Below are 340 nucleotides of genomic sequence, written 5' to 3' on the forward strand. Positions count from 1 at the left end.
AACGTCGTGAGACAGTTTGGTCCCTATCTGCAGTGGGCGTTGGAAGTTTGACGGGGGCTGCTCCTAGTACGAGAGGACCGGAGTGGACGAACCTCTGGTGTACCGGTTGTGACGCCAGTCGCATCGCCGGGTAGCTAAGTTCGGAAGAGATAACCGCTGAAAGCATCTAAGCGGGAAACTTGCCTGAAGATGAGACTTCCCTGGAGGCTTGACCTCCCTGAAGAGTCGTTCGAGACCAGGACGTTGATAGGTCGGGTGTGGAAGCGCTGTGAGGCGTTAAGCTAACCGATACTAATTGCTCGTGAGGCTTGATCCTATCATTTGAGTCGCTTTGTGCGAC

General features: G+C 54.4%; 1 rRNA gene. It reads left to right on the forward strand.

The window, feature by feature from the left end:
• Positions 1–316, forward strand: a 23S ribosomal RNA gene (locus CVN76_RS02295); the annotation flags it as partial.
• Positions 317–340: the final 24 nt, after the last annotated feature.

It is taken from the genome of Bacillus sp. mrc49 (assembly GCF_002803435.1).